The sequence below is a fragment of the Pseudomonas hamedanensis genome, assembly GCF_014268595.2.
GTDB classification, from domain to species: domain Bacteria; phylum Pseudomonadota; class Gammaproteobacteria; order Pseudomonadales; family Pseudomonadaceae; genus Aquipseudomonas; species Aquipseudomonas hamedanensis.
Genome location: NZ_CP077091.1, coordinates 4835474 through 4860706 on the forward strand (window position 1 = coordinate 4835474; position 25233 = coordinate 4860706).

Here is a 25233-nt window from a genome sequence, read left to right on the forward strand (position 1 = left end):
GGACATGGTTAAGCCTCGGTGGATGCTTGCTTATAGTTGTAGCCGATCGGGTGCGGCTGGTTGCGCGCCTTGGCCAGTTCGATCTGCTTTTGCCGATCGATGGCGCTGCGGCGGGTTTTCTCGCTGAGCTTGTCCCAGCAATGCGGGCAACTGATGCCGGCCACGTAGTGTTCGGACGCGCGATCTTCAACGCTGACCGGCGTACGGCAGGCATGACATTGATCGTAGTCGCCTTCCGTCAAGTCGTGGCGCACGGTCACGCGGTTGTCGAAGACGAAGCAGTCGCCGCGCCACTTGGTCTCTTCCTGCGGCACTTCTTCGAGGTACTTCAGGATGCCGCCCTTGAGGTGATAAACCTCTTCGAAACCTTCGCCGAGCATGTAGCTCGAGGCTTTCTCGCAACGAATACCGCCGGTGCAGAACATCGCGACCTTCTTGTGCACGGCCGGATCGAAGTGTTCTTTGATGTAGTCGGGAAATTCGCGAAAACTGGTGGTTTTCGGATCGATGGCGCCTTCGAAGGTGCCGATCGACACTTCGTAATCGTTGCGCGTGTCAATCAGCAGCACTTCCGGATCGCTGATCAGCGCATTCCAGTCTTGCGGCTCAACGTAGGTGCCGACCTTTTTGTTCGGGTCGACGCCTTCGACGCCCAGGGTGACGATTTCTTTTTTCAGCTTGACCTTGGTGCGATAGAACGGCTGCTCGTCGCAGTACGATTCCTTGTGGTCGATGTCGACCATGCGTGGATCGTTCTTCAGCCAGGCGAGCAGGCCGTCAATGCCTTCGCGGGTGCCGGAGACCGTGCCGTTGATGCCTTCTTCGGCGATCAGCAGAGTGCCTTTGATGCCGTTGTCGACCATCGCTTGCAGCAGTGGCTCGCGCAGGTTGACGTAATCTTCGAGGGTGACGAACTTGTACAGTGCCGCCACGACAATCGGTTGTGTCATGGGTATTTCTCCAGGTGGCTACCCTCGCAAAGGGTGAACCGGATTCAAAAAAAACGCGCCGGCTAAGCGGCGCGTTGCGGATTCTAGCAAAAACACGATCGGTTGAGGATGCACTGATATCTCTGTGGCGAGGGAGCTTGCTCCCGTCTGGCTGCGAAGCAGTCATAAAACCAGCAAACCCACTTCTTCAATCGGCGCACTTTTGCCGGTATGGGAGTGCTGGGCACTCCAGCGGGAGCAAGCTCCCTCGCCACAACAGCAGCCCTCGCCGTTCTCAGTGTTTGCTACCGCCGGCACAGGTCGGCGACGCCGGGGCGGCGCCGGTCTCTGCCCATTCCCGCGGGGTGTAGGTGTGCAGCGCCAACGCATGGAACTCGCCCATCAGCTCGCCGAGCGTGCCGTAGACTTTCTGGTGGCGCTTGACCCGGTTCAGGCCCTCGAACTGCGCACTGACCACCACAGCCTTGAAGTGCGTCTGTAACCCGCGGCTGTGCATGTGGCTTTCGTCCAGCACTTGCAGATGCTCAGGCTGAAGCAGGCCCAGCGTCGATTCGATGCGTTGTTGCATGGTCATCACGAACTCCGCTTACTTCTTCTTGGCCGGTGCAGCGGCAGGGGTCAGCTCTTTGGTCATGTCGTCGAGCAGTTTGTTGACGACCGGTACGGCGCTTTCCAGTTTGCCCTGGGTCATCTGCGCCGATTGCTGGGTCAGCTGCGGCATTTTTTCCAGGACTTTCTTGCCCAGTGGCGACTTGTAGAAAGCAACCAGATCCTTGAGCTCGGATTCGCTGAAGTTACTGGTGTAGAGCTTGACCATGTCCGGCTTCAGCTTGTTCCAGCCGATGGCCTGGTCCAGCGCGGCGTTGGCCTTGGCCTGATAGGTTTCCAGTACGGCTTTCTTGGCCTCAGGGGCTTTGGTCTGCTCGAAGCGCTGAGCGAACATTTGCTGCACTTGCATGTACACCGGAGTGCCCAGTTTGTCAGCGTGAGCCAGCGTCAGGAAAGCTTCGGCACTGGCGTTGTGGCTGGCGGTATCGGCAAGCACCTGGCCGCTGGCGCAAACCAGTGCAACCGCGGTACAGATGGCACGAAGACGAGTCATCGAGTTTCCTTTTAAGCAAAGCGAGGTCAAACCCCAAGGGCGACCATTCTGCGCCTAAAAAACGCTATGGCTCAACCCCCGACCCTTGCCGCGCTTGATTGGCCCGGTTTTGCGGTCAACAATCGAGCCGATGGAACCACCCGGGCCGAAGCCGGCCTAAACTGCGCCAACCGACCAACAGGAGTGAGCACGATGAGCCGTATCGAAACCGACAGCCTGGGCCAGATTGAAGTCCCGGACGACGCCTACTGGGGTGCTCAGACGCAACGCTCGCTGATCAACTTTGCCATCGGTCAGGAACGCATGCCGCTACCGGTGCTGCACGCCCTGGCGCTGATCAAGAAAGCCGCCGCACGGGTCAACGACCGCAACGGCGACCTGCCCGCCGACATCGCCCGCCTGATCGAACAGGCCGCCGATGAAGTTCTCGATGGTCAGCACGACGACCAGTTTCCGCTGGTGGTCTGGCAGACCGGCAGCGGCACCCAGAGCAACATGAACGTCAACGAAGTGATCGCCGGCCGTGCCAACGAACTGGCCGGCAATCCGCGCGGCGGCAAGACGCCAGTGCACCCGAACGATCACGTCAACCGCTCGCAAAGCTCCAACGATTGCTTCCCCACGGCCATGAGCATCGCCACCGTCAAAGCGGTGCACGAACAACTGCTGCCGGCGATTGCCGAGTTGTCCGGCGGCCTCGCCGAACTGGCGGCGCGGCACATGAAACTGGTGAAGACCGGCCGTACACACATGATGGATGCCACCCCGATCACTTTTGGCCAGGAGTTGTCCGGTTTCATCGCGCAACTCGATTACGCCGAGCGTGCCATTCGCGCCGCTCTGCCCGCTGTCTGCGAGCTGGCTCAGGGCGGCACCGCCGTCGGCACCGGGCTGAATTCGCCGCACGGTTTTGGTGAGGCAATTGCCGCCGAGCTGGCCGCGCTGTCCGGCCTGCCGTTTGTCACCGCGCCGAACAAGTTCGCCGCGCTGGCCGGCCACGAGCCGCTGACCAACCTCTCCGGCGCGCTGAAAACCCTCGCCGTAGCCCTGATGAAAATCGCCAACGACCTGCGTCTGCTTGGCTCCGGCCCGCGTGCCGGTTTCGCCGAAGTGAAGTTGCCGGCCAATGAACCAGGCAGTTCGATCATGCCCGGCAAGGTCAATCCGACACAGTGCGAGGCGCTGTCGATGCTCGCCTGTCAGGTATTGGGCAACGACGTGACGATCGGCATCGCCGCCAGCCAGGGTCACTTGCAGTTGAACGTGTTCAAACCGGTGATCATTCACAACCTGCTGCAATCGATCCGCCTGCTGGGCGACGGCTGCAGCAACTTCCAGCAGCACTGCATTGCCGGGCTGGAACCGGATGCCGAGGTCATGGCCCAACACCTGGAACGCGGCTTGATGCTGGTGACAGCGCTGAACCCGCACATCGGTTATGACAAATCGGCGGAAATCGCCAAGAAGGCTTACAGCGAAGGGCTGACCTTGCGCGAGGCGGCGCTGCAACTGGGCTATCTGACCGATGAAGAGTTCGAGGCGTGGGTGCGGCCGGAGAACATGATCGAGGCGGGAGCCAAGGGCTGAGTTTTTTAGCGTCTGTCAGTAAGTCATCGCGAGCAGGCTCTCTCCTACAGGGGTACGCATTCCAATTGTAGGAGTGAGCCTGCTCGCGATGAAGCTGACGCGGTTTAACTGGCTGCCATTTTCAGACGTCGCGCCCTGAGCCCGGCCATCAACGACGGCCCCAGCGCCACCAGCGCCGAGCCGAGCACCACCAGCACTGCCCCGCCATAGCCCAGCGCATTGATCTGCTCGGCATGCACATATTCGGGCCAGACCCGCGCCGCAATCGCCACCGCAGCAAACGTCACCAGCGGCGTGATCGCCAGGGTCGCGCTGACCCGCGACGCCTCCCAGTGCGCCAGCGCTTCGGCAAATGCCCCGTAGGCGATCAGCGTATTCATGCAGCACGCCAGCAGCAGCCAGCCTTGCAGCGGACTCAGGTTCAGCGCTTCAAGCGGATGCACCCACGGCGTCAGCAACAACGCGCAGAACAGGTAGATCACCATCATCACTTGCAGCGAATTCCACACCGTCAGCAGTTGCTTCTGACCCAGCGCGTAAAAGGTCCATACCGTCGAAGCCAGCAGCACCAGCAAAACGCCTGCGGTGTAATCAGACAACGAGGTCAGCAATTCGGCCAGACGCTGATTGAAGAACAATCCGAAACCGATCAGCAGTACCGCCAGCCCGATGCCCTGGCCAATGCTGAAACGCTCCTTGAACACAAACAGGCTGGCGATGAGCAACATGATCGGCCCCATCTGCACTACCAGTTGCGCGGTGCCGGGGCTGAGCAGGTTGAGGCCCATCAGGTACAACACGTAATTGCCGACCAGGCCGAGCACCGCCATCAGCACCAGCCAGCCGCCCTTGGGCCCGAGTACCTTGCGGCTCGGCAGACGCTTCACCGACGCCAGGTAGATGAACAGGCAGCCGCCGGACACCATCAGGCGAAACCAGGTCACCGTGACCGGGTCCATCACCAACAACACCTGTTTGAGCTTGATCGGCAGGATGCCCCATAAAAACGCGGTCAGCAGCGCCAGGAACAATCCGTACACCCAGCGCCCCGATGAAATGTGCATGCGAACCCCAAAAGCCTGCTGACAAGAACAGTCATTCTAGGCGCGCCGCCGCGTGCAACACAGGGACAGTTGAGGACAGGCCGCGAATGAAACTGTGCGGGTCGCAGCAGTAAACCGGCGCGCCGCCGTTGATCGCCTCAACAGGCGCCCCAAGTGCTTCAGGCATAAGCTGATTGCAGACGTTTCAGCGCATTGCTCAGGAGACCGACATGTACGCCAAGCGCGCCGACGACAGCGCCCCCGCTCCCGCTACCCGTTTTCGCAGCGACCGCATCTGCAGGGTCAACGGCGAACTGTTTTTCAGCACCCGGGAAAACACCCTTGAGGGACCGTTTGACAGTCAAGTGATAGAGCAGGAAATTCAGGCTTATATTGCGCGGATGCAGCGGCAGGATTGCAACCGATAGACCGCAGTGATGCCTTCGCGAGCAAGCCCGCTCCCACATTCGACCGCATTCCTCACCTGGGATCGCGGTTGAATGTGGGAGCGGGCTTGCTCGCGAAGAGGCCGGAACAGACCCAATTATTTGCGGCTTAGCGCACCGCCTCAAACAACCCGCTAGCCCCCATCCCGCCACCCACGCACATGGTGACAATGCCGTAACGCAGATTACGCCGCTGCAGCTCGCGCACCAGATGCCCGACCTGGCGCGACCCGGTCATGCCAAACGGATGTCCGATCGAGATCGAACCGCCGTTGACGTTGTATTTGTCGTTATCGATCTCCAGCCGATCGCGGCTGTACAGGCACTGCGAAGCGAACGCCTCATTTAATTCCCACAGATCGATATCCGCCACCTGCAAGCCTTTGGCCTTGAGCAGTTTCGGCACCGAGAACACCGGGCCGATGCCCATCTCGTCCGGCTCGCAGCCGGCCACAGTGAAACCGCGGAAAAACGCTTTCGGCTTAAGCCCCAGCGCCAGCGCTTTTTCCAGGCTCATCACCAAGGTCATCGACGCCCCATCAGACAGTTGCGACGAGTTGCCCGCCGTCACCGAACCGTCTTCGGCAAACACTGGTTTTAGCGCCGCGAGGCTTTCGTAAGTGGTGTCGGGACGGTTGCAGTCGTCGCGATCCACGACGCCGTCGAGTACCTGCACCTCACCTGTGTTTTTGTCCTCGACGCGATACTGCACCGCCATCGGCACGATCTCATCATCGAACAGCCCGGCCGCCTGCGCCTGAGCGGTGCGGATCTGGCTTTGCAACGCATAGCGATCCTGCGCTTCACGACTGACGTCATAACGCCGTGCGACCACTTCGGCGGTCTGGCCCATGGTGTAGTAAATGCCCGGGGTCTGTTGCTTGAGCAGCGGATTGATCAAGTTGTCGGTGTTCACGCTTTTCAGGGTCAGGCTGATCGACTCGACGCCGCCGGCAACGATGATGTCGCTGCATCCCGAGGCGATCTGGTTGGCGGCGATGGCGATTGCCTGCAAGCCCGACGAGCAGAAACGGTTGAGGGTCATGCCGGCGGTGCCGGTGCCCAGACGCGACAGCACCGCGACGTTGCGACCGATGTTGTAACCCTGCGCGCCCTCGTTGGAGCCGGCACCGACGATGCAATCCTCGACGCTGGCCGGGTCGATGGCGTTGCGCTCAAGCAGTGCATTGACGCAATGGGCCGCCAGGTCATCGGGGCGGGTCTGGTTGAACTTGCCGCGAAAGGATTTGGCCAGGCCGGTCCGCACGCTGTCGACGATCACCACTTCACGCATGGCGCATACCTCATTGTTGTTGTCGGTTGAGAGTGGACCTGAGCATAAGTCCACCTTCTTGCCGACCGCGAGGATCATTCACCCGGCGTATGCGCGGCCATCGCCTCAGTGCTTGTGTTTCCTGGCTTTCTTGTCGGATTGCTCGAAAGCCTCTTCCAGCGCCCGGTTGATCGTGCGCAAAACCTTGACCCGCGCCCAGCGCTTGTCATTGGCCTCGACCAGCGTCCACGGCGCGATCTCGGTGCTGGTGCGATCGACCATGTCGCCGACCGCCGCGCGATAGGCGTCCCATTTTTCGCGATTGCGCCAGTCGTCTTCGGTGATCTTGAAGCGTTTGAAGGAAATCTCTTCGCGCTCTTGAAAGCGCTCCATTTGCGTGTCTTTGTCGATCGCCAGCCAGAACTTGACGACGATGATCCCGGCATCGGCCAGTTGCTCTTCGAAGTCGTTGATTTCGCCATAGGCGCGCAGCCAGTCGGCCGGGGTGCAAAAGCCCTCGATCCGCTCGACCAGCACCCGTCCGTACCACGAGCGATCGAATACCGTGAACTTGCCTCGCGCCGGAATATGCCGCCAGAACCGCCACAGGTACGGTTGCGCGCGCTCTTCTTCGGTCGGCGCGGCGATCGGCACGATGCTGTACTGGCGCGGATCGAGCGCCGCCGCGACACGGCGAATCGCCCCGCCCTTGCCCGCTGCATCGTTGCCTTCGAACACCGCGACCAGAGCATGGCGGCGCATGCGTTTGTCGCGCATCAAACCCGACAGGCGCGCCTGTTCGGTGATCAGTTGTTCTTCGTAGTCTTTCTTGTCCAGACGCTGACTGAGGTCGAGGCTGTCGAGCAGGTTCAACTGATCGACCGGCGTGCCCAACGGCGCGGCGCTGACATCGTGAGGACTGACGTCGGCACGCTTGAGCGCATTTTGCAGGCCTTCGAGGAGAATCTTGCCGACGGCCAGGCTGCGGTAATTGGCGTCGGCGCCCTCGATGACGTGCCACGGTGCGTAATCGCGGCTGGTGCGGCGCAGCACGCGCTCGCCGTATTTGACGAACTTGTCGTAGGTCTGCGATTGCTGCCAGTCCAGCGGGCTGATGCGCCAGCTGTGCAGGGGATCGTCGGCCAGGGTCTTGAGCCGGGCTTTCATTTGTTTTTTCGACAAGTGAAACCAGAACTTGAAGATCAGCGCCCCTTCATCGCAAAGCATTTTTTCCAGACGCTCGGCGCCCGCGATGGCCTGATCCAGACGCGGATCCTTGAACAGCCCATGCACCCGGCCCTGCAACATCTGGCTGTACCAGTTGCCGAAGAAAATACCCATGCGCCCCTTGGCCGGGAGCATCCGCCAATAGCGCCAGGCCGGCGGTCGCGACAGTTCTTCATCGGTCTGCTGATCGAAAGTGCGCACCTCGATCAGGCGCGGGTCCATCCACTCGTTGAGCAGCTTGACCGTCTCGCCCTTGCCTGCACCTTCGATGCCGTTGATCAGGATGATCACCGCAAAGCGCTTCTGCTGCTGCAATTCGAACTGGGCTTCCAGCAACGCCTCGCGCAGCGCCGGGACGGCGGCCTCAAAGGTGTCTTTGTCGATGGCGTGACCGATTTCAGCGGATTCAAACATGGGCGACGGCTCCTTCCAGGGTTCAGCAAGACTAGCGGATTGGGCACGGGCGCAGGGCAGAAATTCCCACGAACGCAGGACTGAATGAGAACTTTGTGGTGAGGGGATTTATCCCCGACCGGCTGCGCAGCAGTCGTAAATCCGGGAAGTGCGGTTTAACTCGGGAAAACGGGGTGGATGGTTTCGGGACTGCTGCGCAGTCCAGCGGGGATAAATCCCCTCGCCACAGGATTCTCTTCACCGCGAGTCTTATGCTGGATCAGGCAGCCCGCGCGTGATCGGCTAGAATGGCCGCCTTGTGATCGCCGAGCCTGCCATGAAAGCCCCATTGCCCCATGCCCAACTCGATTGGGATGACCACGGACGTCCTCGTTCACGAGTGTTCGGTGACGTGTATTTTTCCGACCAGTCGGGGCTGGACGAAACCCGTTATGTGTTCCTTGAACAAAACCGCCTGGCCGAGCGTTTTGCTGCGCTGCCGGCGGGCGGCCGCCTGGTCATCGGTGAAACCGGCTTTGGCACCGGGCTGAATTTTCTCTGCGCCTGGCAATTGTTCGAGCAGCACGCCATGGCCGGTGCGCGGCTGCACTTTGTCAGCGTCGAAAAATATCCCCTGAGCCCTGCCGACCTGCAGCGGGCGCTGGCGTTATGGCCTGAACTCAAATCCCTGACCGATCAGTTGCTGACCCGTTACGTGGCGATCCACCAAGGTTTTCAGCGCATCACCCTGGCCGACGGGCGAGTGACGCTGACCCTGCTGATCGGCGATGTGCTGGAGCAACTGCCCCAACTCGACGGCCAGATTGACGCCTGGTTTCTCGACGGTTTTGCTCCGGCGAAAAACCCCGACATGTGGACTGCAGAACTTTTCGTCGAACTGGCGCGGCTCGCGGCGCCGGGCGCGACCATCAGCACATTTACCAGCACCGGCTGGGTGCGGCGTTTGCTCAATGCCGCCGGGTTCAAAATGAAGCGCACGCCGGGCATCGGGCATAAATGGGAGATTCTGCGTGGCGAGTTTCTCGGCTGGCCGCCAGAGGTCGCAGCGCCCGCCCCGGCAAAGCCATGGTTTGCCCGCCCTGCCCCGGTGAGTGGCGAGCGAAGGGCCTTGGTGATCGGCGGCGGTCTGGCCGGCTGCGCCAGCGCATCGAGTCTCGCCGCACGAGGCTGGCAGGTGACGCTGCTCGAGCGGCACGACGCGGTGGCGCAAGAAGCGTCGGGCAATCCGCAGGGCGTGCTGTACCTGAAACTGTCCGCCCACGGCACGGCGCTGTCGCAACTGATCCTCAGCGGTTTCGGTTACACCCGCCGGCTGCTCGAATCGCTGCAACGCGGCACCGACTGGGACGACTGCGGTGTGCTGCAACTGGCGTTCAATGCCAAGGAAGCCGAGCGTCACGCGCAGTTGGCGGCCGCCTTCCCCGAGGACCTGCTGCACTGGCTCGACCCGCCACAAGCGCAGGCTGTCGCGGGCGTGGGCCTGAACTGCGGGGGTCTGTATTACCCCGAAGGGGGCTGGGTGCATCCGCCGGCGTTGTGTCAGGCGCAAGCGACGCAGCCGAATATTGAGCTGCTCCCCCATCGCGACGTGCTGCAACTGCGCAAGGTCAATGATCAGTGGCAAGCGTTCGACGGCGAGCACCTGCTCGCCAGCGCGCCCGTCGTGGTGCTGGCCGGGGCGGCAGAGATCAAGCGCTTCGAACAGACTGCCGAGCTGCCCCTCAAACGCATTCGCGGACAGATCACCCGGCTCACGCAGACCGCGCAGAGCCAGACGCTGACCACGGTGGTCTGTGCCGAAGGCTACGTCGCCCCGGCCCGATTGGACGAACACACTCTCGGTGCCAGTTTCGCTTTCCACAGCGACGACCTGACGCCGACCCTCGCCGAGCACCGGGGCAATCTGGCGATGCTCGAAGAAATTTCCAGCGATCTGGTCACGCGCCTGAACATCGCCGAGTTGCCGCTCGACAGCCTTCAGGGACGCGCGGCGTTCCGCTGCACCAGCCCGGATTATCTGCCCATCGTCGGCCCGCTCGCCGACCTTGAAGCGTTCAACCATGCCTACGCGGCGCTGAGCAAGGACGCCCGACAAGTGCCGGACACGCCTTGCCCATGGCTCGATGGTCTGTACGTCAACAGCGGCCACGGCTCGCGCGGTTTGATCACCGCGCCGCTGTCCGGCGAACTGCTCGCGGCGTGGCTGGACAATGAACCGCTGCCCCTGCCACGCCCAGTGGCCGAAGCCTGTCACCCCAACCGCTTCGCCCTGCGCCGGCTGATTCGCGGCCAATAACCGCTCAGGCCTCGGGCATCATGCAGATGCCCAGATCGGCCAGACGAACGGCGTCGTCGGTCAGGCGCTGGAGCACCGCCTCTTCAGCCTGTTCGCGATCGAGCTTGATGGCGTCCACCTTACTCAGGTAGTCGGCCGATGACAATTTGCTCGCCCCTTCAAACTCCCGCTCGAGTTTCGCCGCGAACTTTTCATCGATAGGCGAGAACTGACGGGGAAATGTGCGTTTGAGGTAATCGCTCCAGAACGGCTGGCGCAGCATGAACTTCAACAGTTCAGGGGAAAGTTCAGCGGCACTGACGCGGCTCTTCGCTGCCTCCAGATCGGCAGCAGTCACCTTCGCCTGTTCACTGAAGAGCATGTGCCGCGGCTGACCGGGCAGGTCCAGCGTTTCGGCCAGGCCGATGCGAAAAGCCAGATTCACCTCCAGTGCATCGGCTTTGACTTTGGCAGCATGCTCCTCGGCAATTGCGTTGAGTTGGTCCAGTCTGAACAGACCGCGGAGCAGCTTCAACAGCGGTTTGGCTGTGATCTCACCGGAGGCTGCGTTGGTCAATTGATTGACCTCCACCGCAACTTCAAGGTGGCTGAAATTGACCGCCGCGCTGTCGGTACAGATCATCCGGTTGGCCGCTATGTCCAGCAGTTGGTCGCACAACCCAGCGTCAGTTTCCGCAGCCTCAAGTACCGTCCAGACACGGCGTTGCAGATCAGCGCTGCCCTTGGTGCCACCGGCGGTATCGCCCAGTACCGCCAGCAAATGGAACAACGCTTCGGCTCGCGGTTCCTCTTTGAATGCCGTCCAGATCCGCTCACGTGTCGCGCCGACCTCGCCTGCGGTCTCGGTAAACCAGAGTGAACGAGCCTTTTGCTCGTCAAGTCGGGCAATGTCGTCCGCCAGATACCCCATGCCGACGCCGTAATTCTTGCGATACGTCTCAAGGTGCGTCGCGCTGGTTCTGGACAATGGATTGCGGCTCAGATCAACGGACTGACTGAAGCGTCTCGAGGTGCGGAACAGCCAGAGCGGCAATTCCTTGATCTGGTTATCGCTCAGGTTGATCCAGTCAAGATGCGCGGGCAGCTCAAGGCCCTTGGGCAGCTCCGTAAGGCCGGTCTCGCGCAGCAGCAATTGCCGCAGCTTGACCATGCTGCCGATATCCGGCGTGGCCCCCAGTGGATTAGCGTTGAGGTTCAGGTGATGCAGGGTGCGCAACCCGTTGAGTTTTACCAGCGTCTGCTCGGTCAACCGCAGCTGATTGTTGGCCAGACTCAAGCGACCGAGCCTGGGCATATGCGACAGGACTTCCGGCAGGCGCGTGATTTTGTTGTGGTCCAGTTCCAGTGACTCGAGCTGCTTGAACGCTTTGAGGAAGTACACCACGTCATCGCCCTGCTCCATTTCCCGCAGCGACAATCGCTCGATGTGATCGAAGCTCACCCCCGGCGGCAAGGTTGGCAGTTTGCCGACGCGCATCTTGTCGAGGTTGAGCGCACAGACAGATTCACCCTGATCGTTTTCAGCCACAGAAATCCGTCGAAAAGCCTCCTCGATCATCTCGGCGACCGTCTTGCGGCCGTGTCGCACCTCGCCCCAGTCGCCGCCCAGCGCGCGCATGGCGGCTTCATCCTCACTCCACGCAAACAACGCATCACGCAGTTTGAGCAAATCCTGACGCAAGGCGCGGACACGGGTCGCGCGGCTCAGCGGATCATCACCCAGCTCATCGAGCAATTGTCCGGCCTCGATTTCACTCAGCCGCGGATACAACTTGCGCACTTTGCGCAACAAGGCTCGGGGATGATTGATCGCAAGTGGCTGATCGCCCTGGATGCACGCGGGTTCGACGAGCCGCTCGGTAAACTTGCCGCTGACCAATGTCTGCGCGCTGGCCTCGCGCTCGGCCAGCGCGGCATCGAGCAACTGGCTGCGCAACCGTGCAGCCTCGGCGGGTGACGGGTCGGCAAATCCGACGGCGATTCGCTGGCGCGCGGGCAATGCCTTGAGGACAGCGGTATAGAGCGCGTCGGGGCCCGCTGCCACTTTGCCCAGCGATTTGCCGTTGCCGCCGAATGCTTCGTAGCCTGCGCCGGACTTCACTAGCGAACAGGTGTCGGCGGCGGTCGCTGTTTCGGCGCCGATGGCTTCCAGCACCGGTCCGGTGAGCGTTTTGTCCCGCATCACCAGACGCAGCCCGGCCTCCCAGCCACGCAAGCGTGACAGCAATTGAATCGCCAGTTTGTCGGTATCGGCCGTGGCGATCCACGGCCAGTGCAATCCCGTCAGGGCACGATCGAGCCGTACCCTGGCGAGCTGCTCGCTGGCCTGCTGTCCCAGGCGCAGCGGTACGCGATCGGCCGAGCGCAGGGACAACCGCTCAACACTGGGCGCGCGGTCGATCAGCGTTTGCGCAACGCGCTGCGGGAGGCCGGCATAGACCGCGCGCAGTGTCAGCACATCCGCTGCCTCACTCTGGTCATAACGCCGGTACATGTGCTCGAACACCGCGCGATGGTCCGCCTCCAGCGCCGTACCGAGTTTTTTCGCCAACGCTGACTCTTGAGCGCCTTGCGCAACCTTGCTGCCGAGCAAAGTGTCGACTTCGTGCGGGTACAGACCGTCGATAACCGTTTGCAGCAACTGCCCCTGGGCCAACTGGTCTTCGTCGACTTCGACGCAAAGTTGATCGTCGGCCACCCTGGTCGGCGGATAGGCCGCTTTGACTGAACCTTCGGCACGCATCACTTCAATGTAGCGGTCAGTTGGCCAGCCCGGCAGTTTCGGCAAGGCATGCAACTGCTCCTCGACGGACTGCCCCGAATGGATCTCGCCGCTCTGCAGCTCGCGCGCCAACTCACTTAACTGGCGGCCGATGCGCACGCGTTCCACGGTATCGCGCAATCGCACCGGCAGGCTCAGGTTGTCGCTGAAGACGCGGTGCAAGGTTTCGTACGAGGTGTCGCTGAGCCGGCGCATCATGTCCAGGTCGGTGTCGACGAATTCACTCAAGTGCGGATCGATGCGCTTGAGCGGGTAGGCGCTGCCGGCCCATTCTTCAGTCCTTTCATCGGGAAGCTGCCAGCCGCCTTCGACGTGCCGCGTCAGTTCAGGGGAATACGCCTGCGCACGGCTGGCGTGCTCAAGGCGCCAGACGTTCGTCTCGGAGTCATGGCTGCCGGCAAAGAAGCGATGATCGACACGGCCAAGGGTCTTGTCACCGATCCGGTAAAACTCCGTGGAGCCCTCCGCCACGGTCAGCCCTGCCGGAAGCCTATGTTCATAGACGCTCAAATCAGGTTTCCACAGGCGCGGCTTGCCGGCCCGGTTGAGGATGGCGGTGAACTGGCCGAAAAATTCCGGGTGTGAACGCACGAGTTTTGCGCCCAATGCCCCCAGCGCTTTTTGCCCGCCAGCAAACGCAGCCATCAGCGCGATGTTCTCGGCCACGCTGAGCAGGTGAGACAGGGCTTGCTGATGATCGCCGCGACGCCAGTCTTCGACGCCTTCGTACACCTCGCCAAGCAGTTGCCCGACCGCAACGCCCATCATCAGTTGCCCAAGCACCGGCACAAACAAGCCCGCCACCGATGCCACGGTTACGCCCATCTGGAGAAAATCGAGCAAGCGCTTTTGCCGAACATCTTCATCGATATCAGCGGTCGGCACTGCCAGTTTGCGGGCGTCGAGCTGCAACTTGCCGACGTGGCTCTGCACCATGAATTCAAACAGTGGTGTGGTGATCGACAGCTGCCGGACGGTGCCCAGCTCCTGGGTGTCGCTAAAGCTTTTGAAAAAATCCGCCTTGGCATCTTCGTCCAGACTTTGAGCGAAATACTCCTGAAACGGCTTGAGCTGCAACTGCTGAGTCAGGTATCGCTTGAAGGCGCTGAAACTGGAGTATTCGTAAAGCGGCCGGTCGGGTTCGCCGGCCATATACACCAGGCACCATTCATCCGGGTATTGCTCCACCGACCGCGCGGAAAACACCACGACGCCCCACACGCAAGCGTCCATGGCCTCAAGGCCTTGCATGATCATCGTGCGCCCGCCGTAGCGCAGGCTCTTCGCCGATACCACGCCTTCGGCCTTGATCAAGTCCTGCAGCATGCGCAAGCCGACTGGCGTGATGTGCCCCTTGAGCGAAGCCAGATGGGTATCGAACTGCAACAGCAGCTTCTTCATGCTCGCGATATCGCGGGTCATCGAGCTGGTTGCCACGACCTTGCCATCTTCGTCCCGAAGGCCAAAGACCTGCTGAAAATGTTCCTGATATTGTTTGCCAAGATCCAGCTCGCGGCAGAACGCGGCGAAGGCCGCGGGGGTCAAGTCTTTCACTCCGCCAGGCGCAGCTTTGACGCGCACCACACTGCCATCGGGAAACGCATCAGCGCCCTCCTCGTCTTCGCTGAAATTCTGCATTGCCCCCTGCAACAGGGATTGTGTGGAGTGGTTGATGGTTTCGATACCATCCTTGACAGACGACGGCGGACAGCCGCACGGATCGCCCGGCATGCTCAGCAAATCCTGCTCGACGTCGTACTTCGCCGGCCATTTGCGCTGCAACGCTTCGTTCAGTGCATTGATGCAAAAGCTGTGTAACGGTTTGAGCCCGGCCAGATCCTTGTCGACTTTGAGCTGAATGTCGTGCAAATCCCGCGCGGTCTGATCGATATTGGCCAGCGTCGCGGTGGAGGCTTTGAGCAAAGACGCCGGCAGGCACTTTTGCAGGGCCTCGGCAGTATCGAGGTCGCCCGTAGCGTCCAGTAGGGTGTTGAGTATCGACCCTTGAGGCAGGTCCTGTTTCTTCTCCGTGGCAGGCATCGGCAATAGTCCTTTATTGCGGGTTTCGGACTTTGACCTTAGCGAGATTACTGCCCCATTAATAATTCAAAAAACCGGGTCTGCCCGGCCGCAAACCAACAGCATTTGTCATCAATAAAATACCCCGCTACCACCACCCGGCGACAAATCTCTGAGCCAAACGGTGTCGCCCCCGTGACGGCCGGGCGCACGCCTGCCAGGCCTGCTTATAACTTATCGATCTAAAACTCCACATACCGAGGCGGGTCAGTTTCTGAGTACCCGCTCTTTTTGCGCGGTACGGCTTGACCCCTCCCCAACGGAAAAACCGGTAAGGACTTTATGTGTGGATTAGCTGGCGAGTTACGTTTTGATCAACAACCTGCAGACCTTGCAGCCATCGAGCGAATCACCCATCACCTGGCGCCTCGCGGCCCTGACGCGTGGGGCTTTCATGCCCAAGGGCCGATTGCCCTGGGCCATCGACGCCTGAAAATCATGGACCTGTCGGACGGCTCGGCGCAGCCGATGATCGACAGTCAGTTGGGCCTCTCACTCGCCTTCAACGGGGCGATCTACAACTTCCCCGAATTGCGCGCTGAACTCGAAGCGCTGGGTTACGCCTTCTATTCCGACGGTGACACCGAAGTGTTGCTCAAGGGCTATCACGCCTGGGGCGAAGCGCTGCTGCCCAAGCTCAACGGTATGTTTGCCTTTGCCATTTGGGAGCGTGACAACCAGCGTCTGTTCATCGCCCGCGACCGTCTCGGCGTCAAGCCGTTGTACCTGTCGCGGACCGGGCCACGCCTGCGGTTTGCCTCGGCATTGCCGGCACTGCTCAAGGGCGGCGACATCAACCCGATCCTCGATCCGGTAGCGCTCAACCATTACCTGAACTTCCACGCGGTGGTTCCGGCACCGCGCACCCTGCTGGCGGGTATCGAGAAACTGCCGCCAGCCACCTGGATGCGCGTCGAGGCCGATGGCCGCACCGAACAGAAAACCTGGTGGACCTTGCCCTACGGCCCGCGCGAGGACGAGAAAAACCTCAACCTCGAAGACTGGGTCGACCGTGTGCTCGACAGCACCCGCGAAGCGGTGGCGATTCGGCAGCGTGCAGCGGTCGACGTCGGTGTGCTGCTGTCCGGCGGTGTCGATTCGAGCATGCTCGTCGGTCTGCTGCGCGAAGTCGGCGTTGAGAACCTGTCGACCTTCTCCATCGGCTTCCAGGACGCCGGTGGCGAACGCGGCGATGAGTTCCAGTATTCGGACCTGATCGCCAGGCACTACGGCACCCGCCACCATCAGTTGCGAATCGACGAGAAGGAAATCATCGAGCAACTGCCCGCCGCGTTCCGCGCGATGAGCGAGCCGATGGTCAGCCACGACTGCATCGCTTTCTATCTGTTGTCCCGGGAAGTGGCCAAGCACTGCAAAGTGGTACAGAGCGGCCAAGGCGCGGATGAGTTGTTCGCCGGTTACCACTGGTACCCGCAAGTCGACGGCGCGGCGAATCCTTACGCCGCCTATCGCGATGCGTTCTTCGATCGCAGCTACGACGACTACGCGGCGACCGTGCAGCCGAAATGGCTGGTCGACCACGATGCGGCCGGCGACTTCGTCAAAGAGCACTTTGCCCAGCCTGGCGCCGATGCCGCGGTGGACAAAGCCTTACGCCTGGACAGCACGGTGATGCTGGTCGATGACCCGGTCAAACGCGTCGACAACATGACCATGGCCTGGGGTCTGGAAGCGCGTACGCCGTTTCTGGATTATCGACTGGTCGAACTGTCGGCCCGCGTTCCGGGCAAATTCAAGCTGCCCGATGGCGGCAAGCAAGTGCTGAAGGAAGCTGCGCGTCGAGTCATTCCAAGCGAAGTGATCGATCGCAAGAAAGGCTACTTCCCGGTACCGGGCCTCAAGCACTTGCAGGGCGACACGCTCAATTGGGTACGCGACCTGTTGCTTGATCCCAGCCAGGATCGCGGCCTGTTCAACCCGACCATGCTCGACAAGCTTTTGACTGATCCGCAAGGCCAGTTGACCCCGTTGCGCGGTTCGAAACTGTGGCAACTGGCGGCCCTGAACCTGTGGCTCAGTGAACAAGGAATCTGATCGATGAAACCCCACCCCACGTCCATCAACCAACGCCTGCTACGTGGTCAGTCGCCCTCGTATGAACGGTTGCAGGCGCGCCTGGCCGAAGACGGCAGCGAACCGGCCACCGCGCCGATTGCCGTGCATTGCGGCTGGGGCCGACTGCTGATCGGCCACACGTTTCCCGATCCGGCCTCGCTGGCGCAGGAGTTGCTCAACGAGCAACCGGGCGAGCGCGACATCGCGCTGTACGTCGCCGCGCCGCAACAGATTCTGGGCCTGGAACCGACGCAGTTGTTTCTCGATCCCTCCGACACCTTGCGTCTGTGGTTCAGCGATTACCGCCAGGCGACCCGGGTGTTTCGCGGGTTCCGCATTCGCCGCGCGCAGAGCGAGGCGGACTGGCAAGGCATCAATCGTTTGTATCAGGCGCGCGGCATGCTGCCGATCGATCCCGAGTTACTCACCCCGCATCATCAGGGCGGCCCGGTGTATTGGCTGGCCGAGGATGAAGACAGCGGCGCAGTGATTGGCAGCGTCATGGGCCTCAACCATCAGAATGCGTTCAACGACCCGGAACACGGCAGCAGCCTGTGGTGCCTGGCGGTCGATCCGCATTGCACGCGTCCCGGCGTCGGTGAAGTGTTGGTACGGCATCTGGTCGAGCACTTCATGAGTCGCGGTCTGGCCTATCTGGATTTGTCGGTGCTGCATGACAATCGCCTGGCGAAAAACCTCTACGCGAAACTGGGGTTCCGCAACCTGCCGACCTTCGCGATCAAGCGCAAGAATGGCATCAACCAATCGCTGTTTCTCGGCCCGGGGCCGGAAGCCAACTTCAACCCGTATGCGCGGATCATTGTCGAAGAAGCCCATCGGCGCGGCATCGATGTGCAGGTCGATGACGCCGACGCCGGGCTGTTCACCCTCAGCCATGGCGGTCGCCGGGTGCGTTGCCGCGAATCGTTGAGCGACCTGACCAGCGCCATCAGCATGACCCTGTGCCAGGACAAAAGCCTGACCCACAAAGTACTCAAAGCCGCCGGATTGAATTTGCCCGCGCAGCAGTTGGCAGGCAATGCCGACGACAACCTGGCGTTTCTCGATGAGCATCAGCGGGTGGTGGTCAAACCCCTTGACGGTGAACAAGGTCAGGGCGTGGCGGTGGATTTGCGCAGCATCGAAGAGGTGCAGCAAGCCATCGAAACCGCCAGGCAATTTGACGCTCGCGTGTTGCTGGAGAGCTTTCACGAGGGGCTCGACCTGCGCATTCTGGTGATTGGGTTTGAGGTCGTTGCGGCGGCGATTCGCAAGCCTGCGCAAGTGGTCGGCGACGGCCAGCATTCGATTCGCGCGCTGATCGAGGCGCAGAGCCGGCGCCGTCAGGCCGCCACGGGTGGCGAGAGCAAAATCCCGATGGATCAGGAAACCGAGCGCACGCTACAGGCGGCCGGCTATGGCTACGACAGCGTTCTGCCGGCGGGCGAGCATTTGTTCGTGCGGCGCACCGCCAATCTGCACACCGGTGGCACGCTGGAAGATGTTACCGACATTCTCCATCCGGCCCTGATCGATGCGGCGGTGCGCGCAGCGCGGGCGCTGGATATCCCGATGGTTGGTCTCGACCTGATGGTGCCGGCGGCGGATCAGCCCGACTACGTATTTATCGAAGCCAACGAACGCGCCGGCCTGGCCAACCATGAACCGCAGCCGACGGCGGAGCGGTTTGTCGATCTGCTGTTTCCGCACAGTCAGCCGGCTGTTTGAAATTGATGCGCTGAATGCACCATCGCCATCGCGAGCAGGCTCACTCCTACATCTGAAATGCATTCCCCTGTAGGAGTGAGCCTGCTCGCGATGGAGGCCTCAAATTCACTGCACATTCCTTCTCATCGAAACCATCGGTGTGCTCAACCCATCAGGAGTTTCCATGACCATGACCTCACACATCCCCGAACCGGATCTGAATTACCTGCAGAAAGTCCTCTTGGAAATGCTCGCCATTCCCAGCCCTACAGGGTTCACCGACACCATCGTGCGCTATGTCGCCGAACGGCTGGAGGAGCTTGGCATTCCCTTCGAAATGACCCGCCGCGGAACCATTCGCGCCACGCTCAAGGGCAAAAAAAGCAGTCCTGACCGCGCCGTTTCGGCCCACCTGGACACCATCGGCGCCGCTGTGCGCGCGATCAAGGACAATGGCCGCCTGACCCTCGCCCCGGTCGGCTGCTGGTCGAGCCGTTTTGCCGAAGGCAGTCGCGTGAGCCTGTTCACCGACAACGGCGTGATTCGCGGCAGTGTCCTGCCCTTGCTGGCCTCCGGACACGCCTTCAATACTCAGGTCGACGAGATGCCGATCAGTTGGGACCACGTCGAACTGCGCCTGGACGCCTATTGCGCAACCAAGGCCGACTGCGAGTCCCTGGGCATCAGCATCGGTGACGTCGTCGCCTTCGACCCGCTGCCGGAATTCACCGAAAGCGGCCACATCAGCGCGCGCCATCTGGATGACAAGGCGGGGGTCGCGGCGCTGCTCGCCGCACTCAAAGCCATCGTCGACAGCGGGCAGGAACTGATGATCGACTGCCATCCGCTGTTCACCATCACCGAGGAAACCGGCAGTGGCGCGGCGGCGGCCCTGCCGTGGGACGTCAGTGAGTTCGTCGGCATCGACATTGCGCCGGTCGCGCCGGGCCAGCACTCCAGCGAACATGCCGTCAGTGTGGCGATGCAGGACTCCGGCGGGCCTTACGACTATCACTTGTCACGGCATCTGCTGCGCCTGGCCGGTGAGCATGAACTGCCGGTGCGCCGGGATCTGTTCCGCTACTACTTCAGTGACGCGCACTCAGCGGTAACAGCCGGCCACGACATCCGCACCGCCCTGCTCGCCTTCGGCTGCGATGCGACCCACGGCTATGAACGCACGCACATCGACAGTCTGGCGGCGCTGAGCCGTTTGCTCGGGGCCTACATTCTCAGCCCGCCGGTGTTTGCCAGCGATGCGGCGCCAGCCAATGCGTCGCTCGACCGCTTCAGCCACCAGATCGAACATGAAACGCAGATGGAAAGCGACACCCGGGTGCCTTCGGTGGACAGTCTGGTGGGGCAGCGTTCCGACAGTTGAATCCTTGTTGACGCCTTCGCGAGCAGGCTCGCTCCCACAGGAGACCGTATTTCCATGTGGGAGCGAGCCTGCTCGCGAACGGGCCGGCACAGGCTAGAAAACTGGCAGACAAAACCCAATCGCCGTAGCATCGCGCCATTGATCCAGCCGAGGTGCCCATGCTCATTCCCTACGACGCTCTTGAAGTCGACACCCTCACCCGCCTGATCGAGGATTTCGTCACCCGCGACGGCACCGACAATGGCGACGACACGCCGCTGGAAACCCGCGTATTGCGCGTGCGGCAGGCGCTGACCAAAGGCCAGGCGCTGATCGTCTTCGACCCTGAAAGCGAGCAGTGTCAACTGATGCTCAAGCACGACGTGCCCAAACATCTTTTCGACTGAGGCCCTCAGCGGGCCTTTTCGACGGCGCGTTTGCGCTGGATGCGCTGGTAAACTTCCGCGCGGTGCACATTGACCTCCTGCGGTGCCTCGACACCAAAGCGCACACTGCCACCGTTCACCGACAGCACGCGCAAGGTAATGTCGTCTCCGATTGAAATCAGCTCACCGACAACACGGCTGAGTACAAGCATGGGATTCGTCCTTCAGGATTAACAAACCCTGAAGATGCGCGGCTTGGCGGCGCTGCACAATCCGTAGCCGACAAATCAGTTTTGCCCTACACACCAGACAGAACCAAGCCTTCAGACGCTTCCCACAAACACCTCAAGCGGCGGAAAATCGCGGCCCGAACAGAATCACACTGGCGCCGATGACGCACAGCGCCATACCGATCCAGTCCGATCCCAAAGGACGCACGCGCTCCACCACCGCCAGCCAGCCGATCGAGGCGACGATATAAATCCCGCCATAAGCGGCATAGGCACGACCGGCGTAAGCGGCGTCGACGCGGGTGAGTAACAGCGCAAACACAGTCAGACTGAGCACTGCGGGAATCACCCATAAGGCGCTTTTGCCCTGACGCAACCACAGATAAAAAGCGAAACAACCGGCGATTTCAAACAACGCCGCAAGGAAGAACCACAGGTAATTGAGCATTGATGCGTCTCGACAGGGTGACCATGGCGGTCACCCTAACGACGCGGCGTGCAGGGAACAAGATCAAGCGTTGTTTTGTTTGGCCTTGGCACGCATTTTATCGGCCATGGTGGTCATTTCGTTGTAGAGCAGTTGCGGGTTTTTCTGTTTGATGGCCCAGGCCATGCGCCCTTGTTCGTGGGGCAGAATCATGAATTCGCCAGCGGCAACTTGCTGATAAATGTAGTCGGCAATGTCGGCGGCGCTGATTGGTGAACTTTCCAGCAGTTTACCGACCTGCGCTTTCATGGCCGGGGTCGGACCACGGAAAGAGTCAAGCAAGTTGGTCTGGAAGAACGATGGACAGACCACGTGCACGGCCACTTCCTGCTGTGCCAGTTCAATCAACAGACTTTCCGACAACGCCACCACGCCGGCCTTGGCCACGTTGTAGTTACTCATGGCCGGGCCTTGCATCAAGGCGGCCATGGACGCGATGTTGATGATCTTGCCCTTGCTTTGCTCCAGCAGCGGCAAGAACGCTTTGCAGCCTTTGACCACCCCCATCAGGTTGATCGCGATCTGCCAGTCCCAGTCTTCCAGCGACAGTTCACTGAAGAAACCACCCGAGGCCACACCGGCGTTATTAACGATGACGTCGATGCCGCCAAGCTTCTCTTCGCAGGCTTGGGCGAACGCGGTGAGCTGGCTGTAATCGCGCACGTCGCAGCGCTGGATAAAACCGTCGCCCCCCGCCTCGCGGACCATTTTCAGGGTTTCCTGCAGGCCGGGCTCGCTGACGTCGGACAAGGCCAGGTGCCAGCCTTCGCGCGCCCAGCGCAGTGCGATTTCGCGACCCAGGCCTGAGCCTGCGCCAGTGATCATCATGCGATTTTGCATAACAGACAGCCTTGTTGTTCCGGGGAAGATGCGCGGAGTGTAGCGAAGGAAGCGTGCGCGCCCACGCTCCATCAGATTGCTGAATGCAGGATCAAAAGATCAGCGCCTGCGCTAATTTTCGATGAATCCCTGTAGGCGCTGTCGCGTGCAACGAGGCTGCGATCTTTTCGCTCAAAACGAAATAACCGAGCAATCCAAATACATTAAAAAAACATTGAATTTTTTTTCATTGGGGCACGTCGGAACATGTAAGCCGGCTGGAATTTAGTTGCTCTCCAGCTGCCCACTGAGCATCAAGACTCTTCCAGACTCTGAACAAGGAAATCACCCATGGGCACAATTCTAATCATCATCCTGATCCTGTTGCTGATCGGTGGTCTGCCGGTCTTCCCGCACTCCAGAAGTTGGGGTTATGGCCCGTCGGGCATTATCGGCGTGGTGTTGGTCGTGCTGCTGGTGCTGTTGTTACTCGGCAAGATATGACGATTTGAAGCGGTAAAAAAAGAGGCCCTTTTTCAAGGGCCTCTTTTTTATTGCATGGACTTTACCGAGTCATCAGTCCGGTTTGCCGTGGATCACACCGGCGGTGTTATCCATCAGACTCTTGGTCGCCGTTTGCAGGAACGACTCCAGCTTGAGTTTGAGTTCAGCGGTACGCGGTGCATTGGGCACTACTTCGGCGTGCGGATTGGCACCGAGCTGGTATTGCCAGATCTTCGGCCCCATGTCCTTGTCACGCGGCAGCACCAGAATCTGATCGGCCGTGACGATGGCGGTGGTCTGCTCGCTGCCCGACGGTTTGATCACGCCGAAACCGGTATCGCCTTGCGGCAGGTTGAGCAGATCGCGGCCCCAGCACTGGTGACGCACTTCGCCACCGAGACGGCCCATGATGGTCGGCACGATGTCGATCTGCGTGCCCACGGTGTGGTCACGGGTGCCGAATTTTTCCTGGATGCCCGGCGCGATCATCAGCATTGGCACGTTGAAGCGGCCCAGGTCCATCTCGGTGATCTGGCGCTCGTTGCCGAAGCCGTGGTCGCCGACGATGACGAACAGGGTTTCCTTGAAGTACGGCTCTTTGCGGGCCTTCTCGAAGAACTGCCCCAGCGCCCAGTCGGAGTAGCGCATGGCAGTCAGGTGTTCGTTGAGGCTGCCACGGTCAGTGACGCGCTCGACCGGCAATGGCGTCGGCAAGGCGTATGGCGTGTGGTTGGACAGCGTCTGCAACAGCGCATAGAACGGCTTGCCGTTTTCCCGCGCCTTGAGCTCCTGCAGGCCACGATCGAACATGTCCTGGTCGGACACGCCCCAGGTCGGATCGGAGAACACCGGGTTGACGAAGTCGTTACGGCCAACGAAGTTGGTCATGCCCTGGTTGCTGAAGAAACCCGACTGGTTGTCCCAGGCGAAGTCGCCGTTGTAGACATAGACGTCGTCGTAGTCACGGGCGCTGAGCAACTGCGGCAGGCCCGACAGCTTGTGGCTGCCTTCCGGCGTCTGCATCAGGTATTCGAAACCTGGCAGATTGGGGAAGCAGGCCATGGTCGCGAACATGCCTTGGTGGGTGTGGGTGCCGTTGGAGAAGAAACGGTCGAACAGCAGACCCTCCTTCGACAGCTTGTCCAGATACGGAGTGATATTGCCCGGCGCACCCAGCGCACCCACCGAGTGACCGGCCATGCTTTCCATCAGGATCACGACGACGTTCTTGATCGGCAGGGTCTTGTCAGCCGGTGGCGTGTAGTCGCGGCGCACCGCGGCGATGTCGGCATCGACCAGTTTCTCGTCGGCCATCACCAGCATGTCTCGCACGACTTGCTGCGCCTGTTCTTGCGGCAGCGTGGCTTTCCAGATGTTGTCACGGTCCTCGCCCATGCGCGATTTGGCGGCGGCGATCAGCGACAGCGTGCCGTTGAGGCCGAGCTGGTTGGCGAAGTTCGAATCGGTGGTGTAGACATCGCCCCAACGCATGGGCGGGCCCTGACGCAGGGTGCCACGCGCGGCAACCACGCAGATCAGCAGGCAAACCACGAACACCGCCAGACGGGTGTACCACGGCGCCACCTGACGGCTGCTGACGCTGCCTCCGCTGAATGGCCCGCGCGGACGTGTGGCGCGGTCGGCGCCCTTGAACGCCAGGGTCAGAATGACCGTGCCGATGACCCACGCCAGCAGATAGCGCACCACCGGGAAACCGTACCAGAGCATGCTCATCACGGTTTTCGGGTCTTCTTTCACGTACTGGAACACCAGGCCGTTGAGGCGCTGGTGGAACTCGCGGTAGAAGTCCATCTCCATCAGGCCGAGGAACAGCGCGATGCTCGAAGCGACCGTCAGCCACAGACGGAAGAAGCCGCGTGCCGCCATGGCGCGGGCGCTGAACAGCGACAGCACCAGCGGAATGCACAGGTAGACCACCAGGCGCAGGTCAAAACGCAGGCCATTGGCGAAGGCTTCGAGGAACGTCGAAGCCGGAGTGTCGAGGATCATCTCGCGGTTGTAGACCAGCAGCGCGAGGCGCAGCACGGAAAACATCACCATCATGACCAGCGCACAAAGCAGCGTGTAGGCCAGATGCGATTTGACGGTCGGTTGCAGCAGGCGAGCAGAAGATCGCTGCTGATTCAGGGCGTCCGGGTTTGCCATGTCGTTTTAGGACCCATTGGAAGTTGAAGTTGCAAAAATACAGCGGCGCCATGCCCTCTATTGGTCATTCCAGACCCCGGGGCGTGCGCAGTGCGCAAATGTTGCACGATCATCCACACCATTGCCATTGATTACTGCCCTGCCCGCTGACACTTTCATTTAAAGCAGCACAGGCGAGACAACGTGCAAAAGTGCGGGCGAATTGTCTTGGACACTTTGTGAAAATTTCGTGCAACGCATATCCGGAAACACAATATAAAGAACAAACAAAACGCCCCGAACCGGTCGGGGCGTTCTGC

Annotated in this window: 19 protein-coding genes; 8 read left to right on the top strand and 11 right to left on the bottom strand. The window is 60.9% G+C overall.

What is annotated here, in order from left to right; all coding sequences use genetic code 11:
* Positions 1-8: 8 nt before the first annotated feature.
* From trhO to HU739_RS21060, 3 genes are all read right to left on the bottom strand, one after another.
* Positions 9-950 (bottom strand): oxygen-dependent tRNA uridine(34) hydroxylase TrhO, encoded by a 942-nt coding sequence (gene trhO / locus HU739_RS21050; RefSeq protein ID WP_186547028.1) that lies wholly within the window; start codon positions 948-950, stop codon positions 9-11.
* Positions 951-1224: 274 nt separating this feature from the next.
* Positions 1225-1524 (bottom strand): BolA family protein, encoded by a 300-nt coding sequence (locus HU739_RS21055; protein ID WP_186547027.1) that lies wholly within the window; start codon positions 1522-1524, stop codon positions 1225-1227.
* Between the two features lie 12 nt (positions 1525-1536).
* Positions 1537-2052 (bottom strand): DUF2059 domain-containing protein, encoded by a 516-nt coding sequence (locus tag HU739_RS21060; RefSeq protein WP_186547026.1) that lies wholly within the window; start codon positions 2050-2052, stop codon positions 1537-1539.
* Positions 2053-2244: 192 nt separating this feature from the next.
* Here HU739_RS21060 and HU739_RS21065 point away from each other — a divergent pair, with 192 nt between their 5' ends.
* Positions 2245-3639: a class II fumarate hydratase gene (locus tag HU739_RS21065; RefSeq protein ID WP_186547025.1), complete on the top strand. Its 1395-nt coding sequence runs from the start codon at positions 2245-2247 to the stop codon at positions 3637-3639.
* A gap of 104 nt (positions 3640-3743) precedes the next feature.
* On the opposite strand, the gene HU739_RS21070 is transcribed toward HU739_RS21065, so the two are convergent.
* A complete protein-coding gene (locus tag HU739_RS21070; RefSeq protein ID WP_186547024.1) occupies positions 3744-4703 on the bottom strand; it encodes a DMT family transporter in 960 nt (319 codons plus the stop codon).
* Positions 4704-4912: 209 nt separating this feature from the next.
* On the opposite strand from HU739_RS21070, the gene HU739_RS21075 reads away from it, so the two are divergent.
* Positions 4913-5110, top strand: a complete 198-nt coding sequence (locus tag HU739_RS21075; protein WP_186547023.1) for a DUF6316 family protein — start codon at positions 4913-4915, stop codon at positions 5108-5110.
* Between the two features lie 127 nt (positions 5111-5237).
* Here the strand turns inward: HU739_RS21075 and HU739_RS21080 are convergent, their stop codons facing one another.
* Together HU739_RS21080 and pap are read right to left on the bottom strand one after the other, a co-directional pair.
* On the bottom strand, positions 5238-6422 hold the full coding sequence (locus HU739_RS21080) for a thiolase family protein (RefSeq protein WP_186547022.1): 1185 nt from the start codon (positions 6420-6422) through the stop codon (positions 5238-5240).
* 105 nt (positions 6423-6527) lie between these two features.
* On the bottom strand, positions 6528-8042 hold the full coding sequence (gene pap / locus HU739_RS21085) for a polyphosphate:AMP phosphotransferase (protein WP_186547021.1): 1515 nt from the start codon (positions 8040-8042) through the stop codon (positions 6528-6530).
* Between the two features lie 316 nt (positions 8043-8358).
* Here pap and mnmC point away from each other — a divergent pair, with 316 nt between their 5' ends.
* The gene (gene mnmC / locus HU739_RS21090) at positions 8359-10338 is read left to right on the top strand and encodes a bifunctional tRNA (5-methylaminomethyl-2-thiouridine)(34)-methyltransferase MnmD/FAD-dependent 5-carboxymethylaminomethyl-2-thiouridine(34) oxidoreductase MnmC (protein ID WP_186547020.1); all 1980 of its coding nucleotides are present in this window, start codon (positions 8359-8361) and stop codon (positions 10336-10338) included.
* A gap of 4 nt (positions 10339-10342) precedes the next feature.
* Here the strand turns inward: mnmC and HU739_RS21095 are convergent, their stop codons facing one another.
* Positions 10343-15160: an NEL-type E3 ubiquitin ligase domain-containing protein gene (locus tag HU739_RS21095; protein WP_186547019.1), complete on the bottom strand. Its 4818-nt coding sequence runs from the start codon at positions 15158-15160 to the stop codon at positions 10343-10345.
* 321 nt (positions 15161-15481) lie between these two features.
* Here HU739_RS21095 and HU739_RS21100 point away from each other — a divergent pair, with 321 nt between their 5' ends.
* From HU739_RS21100 to HU739_RS21115, 4 genes are all read left to right on the top strand, one after another.
* A complete protein-coding gene (locus HU739_RS21100; RefSeq protein WP_186547018.1) occupies positions 15482-17254 on the top strand; it encodes an N-acetylglutaminylglutamine amidotransferase in 1773 nt (590 codons plus the stop codon).
* Positions 17255-17257: 3 nt separating this feature from the next.
* Positions 17258-19003 carry an N-acetylglutaminylglutamine synthetase gene (gene ngg / locus HU739_RS21105; RefSeq protein WP_186547017.1) on the top strand — a complete coding sequence of 582 codons (1746 nt, stop codon included), beginning with the start codon at positions 17258-17260 and terminating at the stop codon, positions 19001-19003.
* 169 nt (positions 19004-19172) lie between these two features.
* Positions 19173-20363: an osmoprotectant NAGGN system M42 family peptidase gene (locus tag HU739_RS21110; protein WP_186547169.1), complete on the top strand. Its 1191-nt coding sequence runs from the start codon at positions 19173-19175 to the stop codon at positions 20361-20363.
* A 158-nt stretch (positions 20364-20521) separates the two neighbouring features.
* Positions 20522-20749 (top strand): YheU family protein, encoded by a 228-nt coding sequence (locus HU739_RS21115; RefSeq protein ID WP_003192759.1) that lies wholly within the window; start codon positions 20522-20524, stop codon positions 20747-20749.
* Positions 20750-20754: 5 nt separating this feature from the next.
* On the opposite strand, the gene csrA is transcribed toward HU739_RS21115, so the two are convergent.
* The 3 genes from csrA to HU739_RS21130 form a co-directional block, all read right to left on the bottom strand.
* Positions 20755-20940, bottom strand: coding sequence for a carbon storage regulator CsrA (csrA, locus tag HU739_RS21120; protein WP_186547016.1), 186 nt, complete (start codon positions 20938-20940; stop codon positions 20755-20757).
* Positions 20941-21073: 133 nt separating this feature from the next.
* Complete coding sequence (locus HU739_RS21125; RefSeq protein ID WP_186547015.1) at positions 21074-21406, bottom strand: YnfA family protein; 333 nt, start codon at positions 21404-21406, stop codon at positions 21074-21076.
* 63 nt (positions 21407-21469) lie between these two features.
* Positions 21470-22285: an SDR family oxidoreductase gene (locus tag HU739_RS21130; RefSeq protein WP_186547014.1), complete on the bottom strand. Its 816-nt coding sequence runs from the start codon at positions 22283-22285 to the stop codon at positions 21470-21472.
* Between the two features lie 330 nt (positions 22286-22615).
* Between HU739_RS21130 and HU739_RS21135 the strand changes: the two genes are divergently transcribed.
* On the top strand, positions 22616-22768 hold the full coding sequence (locus HU739_RS21135; RefSeq protein WP_003183939.1) for a DUF3309 family protein: 153 nt from the start codon (positions 22616-22618) through the stop codon (positions 22766-22768).
* 72 nt (positions 22769-22840) lie between these two features.
* Here HU739_RS21135 and HU739_RS21140 read toward each other — a convergent pair whose 3' ends face one another.
* Entirely contained in the window at positions 22841-24934 is a 2094-nt protein-coding gene (locus HU739_RS21140; protein ID WP_186547013.1) for an LTA synthase family protein, read from the bottom strand.
* Positions 24935-25233: the final 299 nt, after the last annotated feature.

Excerpts from the sequence above, each read along its gene's own strand:
- trhO (WP_186547028.1), bottom strand. The coding sequence starts at position 950 with ATGACACAACCGATTGTCGTGGCGGCACTGTACAAGTTCGTCACCCTC.
- HU739_RS21055 (WP_186547027.1), bottom strand. The coding sequence starts at position 1,524 with ATGACCATGCAACAACGCATCGAATCGACGCTGGGCCTGCTTCAGCCT.
- HU739_RS21060 (WP_186547026.1), bottom strand. The coding sequence starts at position 2,052 with ATGACTCGTCTTCGTGCCATCTGTACCGCGGTTGCACTGGTTTGCGCC.
- HU739_RS21065 (WP_186547025.1), top strand. The coding sequence starts at position 2,245 with ATGAGCCGTATCGAAACCGACAGCCTGGGCCAGATTGAAGTCCCGGAC.
- HU739_RS21070 (WP_186547024.1), bottom strand. The coding sequence starts at position 4,703 with ATGCACATTTCATCGGGGCGCTGGGTGTACGGATTGTTCCTGGCGCTG.
- HU739_RS21075 (WP_186547023.1), top strand. The coding sequence starts at position 4,913 with ATGTACGCCAAGCGCGCCGACGACAGCGCCCCCGCTCCCGCTACCCGT.
- HU739_RS21080 (WP_186547022.1), bottom strand. The coding sequence starts at position 6,422 with ATGCGTGAAGTGGTGATCGTCGACAGCGTGCGGACCGGCCTGGCCAAA.
- pap (WP_186547021.1), bottom strand. The coding sequence starts at position 8,042 with ATGTTTGAATCCGCTGAAATCGGTCACGCCATCGACAAAGACACCTTT.
- mnmC (WP_186547020.1), top strand. The coding sequence starts at position 8,359 with ATGAAAGCCCCATTGCCCCATGCCCAACTCGATTGGGATGACCACGGA.
- HU739_RS21095 (WP_186547019.1), bottom strand. The coding sequence starts at position 15,160 with ATGCCTGCCACGGAGAAGAAACAGGACCTGCCTCAAGGGTCGATACTC.
- HU739_RS21100 (WP_186547018.1), top strand. The coding sequence starts at position 15,482 with ATGTGTGGATTAGCTGGCGAGTTACGTTTTGATCAACAACCTGCAGAC.
- ngg (WP_186547017.1), top strand. The coding sequence starts at position 17,258 with ATGAAACCCCACCCCACGTCCATCAACCAACGCCTGCTACGTGGTCAG.
- HU739_RS21110 (WP_186547169.1), top strand. The coding sequence starts at position 19,173 with ATGACCTCACACATCCCCGAACCGGATCTGAATTACCTGCAGAAAGTC.
- HU739_RS21115 (WP_003192759.1), top strand. The coding sequence starts at position 20,522 with ATGCTCATTCCCTACGACGCTCTTGAAGTCGACACCCTCACCCGCCTG.
- csrA (WP_186547016.1), bottom strand. The coding sequence starts at position 20,940 with ATGCTTGTACTCAGCCGTGTTGTCGGTGAGCTGATTTCAATCGGAGAC.
- HU739_RS21125 (WP_186547015.1), bottom strand. The coding sequence starts at position 21,406 with ATGCTCAATTACCTGTGGTTCTTCCTTGCGGCGTTGTTTGAAATCGCC.
- HU739_RS21130 (WP_186547014.1), bottom strand. The coding sequence starts at position 22,285 with ATGCAAAATCGCATGATGATCACTGGCGCAGGCTCAGGCCTGGGTCGC.
- HU739_RS21135 (WP_003183939.1), top strand. The coding sequence starts at position 22,616 with ATGGGCACAATTCTAATCATCATCCTGATCCTGTTGCTGATCGGTGGT.
- HU739_RS21140 (WP_186547013.1), bottom strand. The coding sequence starts at position 24,934 with ATGGCAAACCCGGACGCCCTGAATCAGCAGCGATCTTCTGCTCGCCTG.